This is a genomic window from Paracoccus marcusii (genome assembly GCF_006151785.1).
Classification (GTDB): Bacteria; Pseudomonadota; Alphaproteobacteria; order Rhodobacterales; family Rhodobacteraceae; genus Paracoccus; species Paracoccus marcusii.
In genome coordinates this window covers 1-6,796 of sequence record NZ_VDDD01000159.1, presented here as the reverse complement: position 1 = coordinate 6,796, position 6,796 = coordinate 1, and the positions used below count along the sequence as shown (strand labels likewise).

Annotated in this window: 8 protein-coding genes and 2 pseudogenes; all 10 read right to left on the bottom strand. The window is 68.9% G+C overall.

The features are described 5' to 3' along the window. A pseudogene (locus tag FHD68_RS16810) lies at positions 1 to 392 on the bottom strand (urea ABC transporter permease subunit UrtB); the annotation flags it as partial. 54 nt (positions 393 to 446) lie between these two features. Next, a complete protein-coding gene (gene urtA / locus FHD68_RS16805) occupies positions 447 to 1,706 on the bottom strand; it encodes an urea ABC transporter substrate-binding protein (protein ID WP_208863797.1) in 1,260 nt (419 codons plus the stop codon). Positions 1,707 to 1,922: 216 nt separating this feature from the next. Further along, positions 1,923 to 2,546 carry an urease accessory protein UreG gene (ureG, locus tag FHD68_RS16800; RefSeq protein WP_127897881.1) on the bottom strand — a complete coding sequence of 208 codons (624 nt, stop codon included), beginning with the start codon at positions 2,544 to 2,546 and terminating at the stop codon, positions 1,923 to 1,925. Continuing rightward, a complete protein-coding gene (locus tag FHD68_RS16795; protein ID WP_127897882.1) occupies positions 2,543 to 3,184 on the bottom strand; it encodes an urease accessory protein UreF in 642 nt (213 codons plus the stop codon). The genes ureG and FHD68_RS16795 overlap by 4 nt, the downstream gene beginning before the upstream one ends. Continuing rightward, a complete protein-coding gene (locus FHD68_RS16790) occupies positions 3,171 to 3,722 on the bottom strand; it encodes an urease accessory protein UreE (RefSeq protein ID WP_127897883.1) in 552 nt (183 codons plus the stop codon). Before FHD68_RS16790 ends, FHD68_RS16795 begins: the two co-directional genes overlap by 14 nt. Before the next feature lie 16 nt (positions 3,723 to 3,738). After that, positions 3,739 to 5,424 (bottom strand): urease subunit alpha, encoded by a 1,686-nt coding sequence (gene ureC, locus FHD68_RS16785; RefSeq protein WP_127897884.1) that lies wholly within the window; start codon positions 5,422 to 5,424, stop codon positions 3,739 to 3,741. Next, on the bottom strand, positions 5,421 to 5,726 hold the full coding sequence (locus FHD68_RS16780; protein ID WP_045981756.1) for an urease subunit beta: 306 nt from the start codon (positions 5,724 to 5,726) through the stop codon (positions 5,421 to 5,423). Before FHD68_RS16780 ends, ureC begins: the two co-directional genes overlap by 4 nt. A gap of 1 nt (position 5,727) precedes the next feature. Then, positions 5,728 to 6,297, bottom strand: a complete 570-nt coding sequence (locus FHD68_RS16775; protein WP_244297919.1) for a HupE/UreJ family protein — start codon at positions 6,295 to 6,297, stop codon at positions 5,728 to 5,730. Continuing rightward, complete coding sequence (locus FHD68_RS16770) at positions 6,294 to 6,608, bottom strand: urease subunit gamma (RefSeq protein ID WP_046000035.1); 315 nt, start codon at positions 6,606 to 6,608, stop codon at positions 6,294 to 6,296. Before FHD68_RS16770 ends, FHD68_RS16775 begins: the two co-directional genes overlap by 4 nt. 2 nt (positions 6,609 to 6,610) lie before the next feature. Beyond that, a pseudogene (locus FHD68_RS16765) lies at positions 6,611 to 6,796 on the bottom strand (urease accessory protein UreD); the annotation flags it as partial.

Sequence of the window (6,796 nt, the reverse complement as noted above, 5' to 3'; positions counted from 1 at the left end):
GCCCGCCGCGCGGGGTCTGGGTCGGTCAGCGCGCCCGCGGCCAGCGCCGCCTCGATCACGCCGCGCACGCCGGAATTGGGGCGCAGCATGCGCGGATCGGCCCCCGCGACCGCATCGCCGGTCACAGCGTCCGTGGCCGTGTCGTCGTCCATGATCAGAACCTGGCCGGTTTCCGTCAGGCCCAGGCTGCGGTCGGCCCAGGCCTGCAGCATCGCCAGGCCCTCGGGGCCGGTCGCCGCGATCTGGTCGACCAGTGGCCCGACCGTCTGGCGCGAGGGACGTTCAATCTGGTCCAGGTTCGCGTCGATGACGGCTTGCAGGGCCGGGTTGGCCTGCGCCGACCACGGCAGGATCAGCGCAAGCGCGCAGGCAAGAAGACGATGGCGGATCACGGGGGCTTCCTTCGCACGAAGGGCCGGGCGGCGCGGGGCCGCCCGACCGTCACGTCAGTAGTTCGACTGGACCTGGACGCAGCTGTCCGTTTCCGTGTTGAACATGCCGCAGTCCTTGCCCGGCCAGTCGGCGTCCAGCACCGCCGATTCCGGCAGGAAGTCGGTCCAAGCATCGCCCGGCACGGGGTCGGTCTGGCTGACGATGTCGAACTGGCCGTCCTCGCGGATCTCTCCGATCAGGACGGGCTTGGTGATGTGGTGGTTGGGCAGGACGGTGGCCGTGCCGCCGGTCAGGTTCGGCACCTCGACGCCGACGATCGCGTCAAGAACCGGGTCCACGTCGGTGGTGCCCGCAGCCTCGACCGCAGCGACCCAGGCGTTGAAGCCGATGACGGTGGCCTCCATCGGGTCGTTGGTCACGCGGTCCGCATCGCCGGTGAAGGCCTTCCACTCCTCGATGAAGGCGGTGTTCGCCTCCGATTCGGCGGTCTGGAAATAGTTCCAGGCGGCCAGGTGGCCGACCAGGTTGGCGGTATCCAGGCCCGACAGCTCCTCCTCGCCCACGGAAAACGCCATGACCGGAATGTCGTCCGCCGACACGCCGGCCGCGGCCAGCTCCTTGTAGAAGCCAACGTTCGCGTCGCCGTTGATGGTGGACACGACGCCGACCTTCTTGCCGCCCGCGCCAAGCGCCACGACATCGGCCACGATCTTGGACCAGTCGGAATGCCCGAAGGGGGTGTAGTTGACGAAGATGTCCTCGGGTGCGGTGCCGTTATCCTTAAGATAGGCATCCAGGATGTTGTTCGTGGTGCGCGGATAGACATAGTCGGTGCCCAGAAGCGCCCAGCTTTCCACGCCCAGCTCGTCGCGCATGTAGTCGACGGCGGGGATCGCCTGCTGGTTCGGGGCGGCGCCGGTATAGATCACGTTCATGGACGATTCCTCGCCCTCGTACTGGACGGGATAGAACAGAAGGCCGTTCAGCTCCTCGATCACGGGCAGGACCGACTTGCGGCTGACGCTGGTCCAGCAGCCGAAGATCGCGTCCACGTCGCTGACGGTCAGCAGCTCGCGCGCCTTTTCGGCGAACAGCGGCCAGTCGGAGGCCGGATCGACGACCACCGCTTCCAGCGGGCGTCCCAGCACGCCTCCCTTGGCATTCTGCTGTTCGACCAGCATCAGGACGGTGTCCTTCAGCGTGGTTTCCGAGATCGCCATGGTGCCCGACAGTGAATGCAGCACGCCGATCTTGATCGGCTCGCCCTCCTGCGCATGGGCGGCGTGGGCCAGCGTCAGGGCGCTGGTCAGCATCAGGATCTTGGTCAGCTTGGTCATCGTTACCCTTTTCCCCCCGGCGCGTCGGCCGGTGTCCCTGTTGTCCTTGGGAAGGCGCGCGGCCTTCGCATGTGCAGAAAGAGGGGAAAATCGGGCAGTTGGACAGGATTTCAGCAGTCCCTGCGCGCCCCGCGCAGGCAGTGGCGCGGACTTCGGCAGTGGGCGGGGCAAATGCCCGCCCGCCGGGCAAAGTTACGCCGCGCGAGGCGTCAGGCCGCCCTGTTCGACCAGGAAATCGACGATCTGCTGCACGCCGCGGCCGTGACGCAGCTGGGCCATGACCACAGGACGGGGTCCCCGTGCCTCATGTGCATCCTTTTCCAGCAGTGCGGCATCGACGCCGACATGCGGGGCCAGGTCTGTCTTGTTCACCACCAAGAGGTCGGACCGCGCAAGGCCCGGGCCGCGCTTGCGGGGAATGTCCTGCCCCGCGGCCGTGTCGATCACATAGATCGTCAGGTCGGCCAGTTCCGGGCTGAAGGTCGCGGCCAGGTTGTCGCCACCCGATTCGATCAGGATCAGCTCTAGATCCGGGAAGGCCGCGTTCAGATCGGCGATGGCGGCGAGGTTGATGCTGGCATCCTCGCGGATGGCGGTATGCGGACAGCCGCCGGTTTCCACGCCGCGGATGCGTTCGACAGGCAGGACCTGGGCGCGCATCAGCGCCTCGGCATCCTCGCGGGTATAGATGTCGTTGGTGATCACCGCCATCGACAGGCGGGGGGCCAGCGCGCGGGCGATCTGTTCGGTCAGCGTCGTCTTGCCGGCGCCGACGGGACCGCCGATGCCGACGCGGAGAGGGCCATTCAAGCTCATGAGCGGAAGATCCTTGTGGTCATGGTTTCGTGGGCCATCGCGGCGATGTCGGCGCCCCAGGTGGCGCTGGTCAGATCGTCGGGCATGGCCGTGACGGCGCAGGCGGCCCGGTCCAGGATGCGCGGCTGCAGGGCGGCCAGCATTCGCTGTCCCTCGACCGGGCCCAGGGGCAGGAACCGCACCGCCGCGCTGATCAGCGCCGCCGCCTGCGCCTGCAGGAAGGCCGCGATGATCTCTGCCGGAGGCAGGGGCAGGGCGGCGCAGGCGCGGCCCATGGCGACGGGCAGGGCCACGGGCGGCTGCGGCGACCCGGTCAGCGCGGCCATGTTGGCGGCGAAGGCCGCGCCCTGCTCAGTGGTCTCGGCCAGGCGCTGGCTGCTCATGCAGGCCGCCCGGGCCAGGTCGTCCAGATCTGCGTGGTCAACATCAGGCCGCAGGGCCAGCGACAGCAGCACCGCATCGGCCCAGCCCGCGCCGTGGTCCAGCCAATCGGCCAGCCATTGCGGCAGCGTCGCGCGCGTTACCCAAGCTCCGTCCATCGCGTATTCCAAGCCCTGCGACCAAGCAAAGCCGCCCACCGGAAAGGCGGGCGACAGCAGTTGCGACAGCTGCAGGCGGGCGGCCTCAGGCGTGGTCATGCGCGTGGCTGTGGCTTTCGGCATGCGCATGCGCGTGGCTATGGCTTTCCGCGTGGGAATGCGTGTGTTCGCCCGCGCCATGGGGGTGGTTCGTTGCGGGGCCGTGGTCATGGCCGAAGGTGCGGCCGTGGCCATAGGCGCCGCCTTCGGGACGGAAGGGCATGTCCTTGCGGCACATGTCCGCGCCCAGCTGCTTCAGCATCGCCTCCAGCACGTGATCCTGGCGGATAACCAGGCGGTCGGCCTCGATCCGGCAGGGGGTGTGGCGGTTGCCGATGTGCCAGGCCAGCCGGGGCAGGTTGCCGCGGATGACCAGCACCGGTTCCGGCGCCGCGCGCACGACGACTTGGCGGCCGTCGGACAGCTCGAACGCGTCGCCGTCGTCCAGGCTGGTGACCTCGGGCAGGTCGACCATGAAGTCGCCCCCCTCGCAGGACAGGCGCTTGCGGCGCAGCAGGCGGCCTTCATAGTCCAGGCTGACCTCGGCGTCGAATGGTGCAGGGGCGTTGCGGATGATGGAATGTGCGGTTGCGATCATGGTGGGGTCCTCCCTCTCAGAAGAGGAAATAGCGCTGTGCCAGCGGCAGTTCCGTCGCGGGCTCGCAGGTTAACAATTGTCCATCGGCCCGGACCTCGTAGGTCTCGGGATCGACCTCGATTGCGGGCATGGCGTCGTTCATCGCCATGTCGCGCTTGCCGATGTCGCGGGTGTTCTCGACCGCGATCAGGGTCTTGGACAGCGCCTCTCCGGCCCCGGCCTCCAGACCGGCACGCGACAGGAACAGCGCCGAAGCGCGGCGGTTATGCCCCCACATGGGTCGCGAAAAGATCGGCTGCACCGGGATCGAGCCGTTCGGATCGCCCATCTGCGCCACGCTGATCTGCCCGCCGACCAGCACCATCTCGGGCTTGGCCGCGAAGAAGGCGGGCGACCACAGGACCAGATCGGCGCGCTTGCCCGGGGTGATCGAGCCGATATGGCCGCTGACCCCATGCGCGATGGCCGGGTTGATCGTGTATTTCGCGATGTAGCGGCGCGCGCGGATGTTGTCGTTCTGGCCCTGCTCCTCCGCCAGCCGCCCACGCTGCTGGCGCATCTTGGACGCGGTCTGCCAGGTGCGGATGATCACCTCTCCGATCCGGCCCATCGCCTGGCTGTCGGATGAGATCACCGAAAACGCGCCCAGATCGTGCAGGATGTCCTCGGCCGCGATGGTCTCCTTGCGGATGCGGCTCTCGGCAAAGGCCACGTCCTCGGGGACGCGGCGGTCCAGGTGGTGGCACACCATCAGCATGTCCAGATGCTCTTCCACCGTGTTGGCGGTGTAGGGGCGCGTGGGGTTGGTCGATGACGGCAGCACGTTCGCCATGCCGACCATGCGGATGATGTCGGGGGCGTGCCCGCCGCCCGCGCCTTCGGTGTGATAGGCGTGGATGGTGCGTCCGCCGATGGCGGCCATCGTGTCCTCGACAAAGCCCGATTCGTTCAGCGTGTCGGTGTGGATCATCACCTGCACGTCCATCGCGTCGGCGACGCTCAGGCAGGTGTCGATGGCCTTGGGCGTGGTGCCCCAATCCTCGTGCAGCTTCAGCGCGCAGGCGCCCGCGCGGATCTGCTCCTCCAGCGGCGCCGCGATCGACGCATTTCCCTTGCCCGCGATGCCGATATTGACCGGCAGGTCGGCGCAGGCCTCCAGCATGCGGGCGATGTGCCACGGGCCCGGCGTGCAGGTCGTGGCCAGCGTGCCATGCGCGGGCCCGGTGCCGCCGCCCAGAAGCGTCGTGACGCCGGAATGCAGCGCGTGGTCCACCTGCTGCGGGCAGATGTAATGGATGTGGCAGTCAAAGCCGCCGGGGGTCAGGATGCGCCCCTCTCCGGCGATGATCTCGGTCCCGGGGCCGATGATCAGGGTGACGCCGGGCTGGGTGTCGGGGTTGCCGGCCTTGCCGATGCCCGCGATCATGCCGTCGCGGATGCCCACGTCCGCCTTGACGATGCCCTGGTGGTCAAAGACCACGACGCCGGTGATGACCGTGTCCATCGCGCCGCCCGCGCGGGTGATCTGGCTTTGGCCCATGCCGTCACGGACGACCTTGCCGCCGCCGAACTTGACCTCCTCTCCGGGGATGGTCAGGTCGCGCTCGACCTCGATGATGATTTCCGTGTCCGCCAACCGGATGCGGTCGCCTTTCGTGGGGCCGTAAAGCGCCGCGTAATCGTCGCGCGACAGGGTGGTCACAGCGCACCCCCGATCTGGCCGCGAAAGCCGTGGACGATGCGGTCGCCCGCATAGCCCACCAACGTGACCTGACGCGACTGGCCCGGCTCGAACCGAACGGCGGTGCCTGCGGGGATGGCCAGGCGCATGCCGCGCGCCGCCGCGCGGTCGAAGTCCAGCGCGGCGTTGGTTTCCGCGAAATGGTAATGGCTGCCGACCTGGATGGGCCGGTCGCCGGTATTGGCGATCATCAGCGTGATCGTCGCGCGTCCGTCGTTCAGCGCGATGGTGCCCTCGGCGGGCAGGATCTCACCCGGAATCATGTCACGCCACCGTCAGCGCCAGGCCCGCCAGCGCAGTGCCGCCGCCCAACACGCGCAGCTCCAGCCCCCGCGACAACAGGCGGCCAAAGGCGATGCCGCCCAGATGCAGCGCCATGGTGGCCAGCGCAAAGCCCGCCGCATAGAGGGGCAGGCCGGTCGCCGGACCCTCGGCCCCATGCGCCCAGCCATGGGCCGCGCCAAACAGCGCGACCATCGGGACCAGCGCCGCCATCGGCAGACGCGCGGCCATCGCGACCAGCACGCCGAGGATCACGACAGAGGCCAGGATCATCGGCTCGACCACTGGCAAGCCCATGCCGCCCGCGCCCATCGCGCCGCCCGCCAGCATCGCGCCCACGAAGGTCGCGGGCAGCGCCCAGACCGCCCGCCCGCCCAACTGCGCGGCCAGCAGGCCAAGCGCCACCATCGCCAGCAGGTGATCGGCCCCGCCCACCGGGTGGGCCAGTCCGTGGATGAGCTGGCCCTCATCGTGGACATGGCCGGGATGGGCCAGCGCGGCCGAGGGCAGCAGGGTGGCGGCAAGCGTCAGGCGTTTCATCAGGGCGTTCATTCTGCGGCCTCGCGGATGGGGTGGTGGACGGTGACCAGCTTGGTCCCGTCGGGAAAGGTCGCCTCGACCTGGACGGATTCGATCATGGCGGGGATGCCGGGCATGCACTGATCGGCGGTGATCACATGGGCGCCCGCCTGCATCAGGTCGGCGACGGATCGTCCGTCGCGCGCGCCTTCGACCACGTAATCGGTGATCAGCGCGATCGCCTCGGGGTGGTTCAGCTTGACGCCGCGCGACAGGCGGCCACGCGCCACCATGGCGGCCACCGAGACCAGCAGTTTCTCGCGTTCGCGGGGGGAAAGGTTCATCGTCAGACCTGCCAGATGCGGGGAAGGGGATCGGGGCGCAAGGCGCGCAGCACTCGGTTGATCTGCCGTCGCAGGGGCCAGCCATCGACGGCCAGCAGGCGGATGACCAGCCGGCCGGGGGGGGCGCTGGCGGCGGCCGTCACGCCGGGCTCGTCCAGAACGGCGCGGGCGGCGGCCAGCCGGTCGGG

Bases quoted from the DNA above. Each gene is read 5' to 3' on its own strand.
- ureG (WP_127897881.1), bottom strand. From the start codon at position 2,546: ATGAGCTTGAATGGCCCTCTCCGCGTCGGCATCGGCGGTCCCGTCGGC.
- urtA (WP_208863797.1), bottom strand. From the start codon at position 1,706: ATGCTGACCAGCGCCCTGACGCTGGCCCACGCCGCCCATGCGCAGGAG.
- FHD68_RS16775 (WP_244297919.1), bottom strand. From the start codon at position 6,297: ATGAACGCCCTGATGAAACGCCTGACGCTTGCCGCCACCCTGCTGCCC.
- FHD68_RS16790 (WP_127897883.1), bottom strand. From the start codon at position 3,722: ATGATCGCAACCGCACATTCCATCATCCGCAACGCCCCTGCACCATTC.
- FHD68_RS16780 (WP_045981756.1), bottom strand. From the start codon at position 5,726: ATGATTCCGGGTGAGATCCTGCCCGCCGAGGGCACCATCGCGCTGAAC.
- FHD68_RS16770 (WP_046000035.1), bottom strand. From the start codon at position 6,608: ATGAACCTTTCCCCCCGCGAACGCGAGAAACTGCTGGTCTCGGTGGCC.
- FHD68_RS16795 (WP_127897882.1), bottom strand. From the start codon at position 3,184: ATGACCACGCCTGAGGCCGCCCGCCTGCAGCTGTCGCAACTGCTGTCG.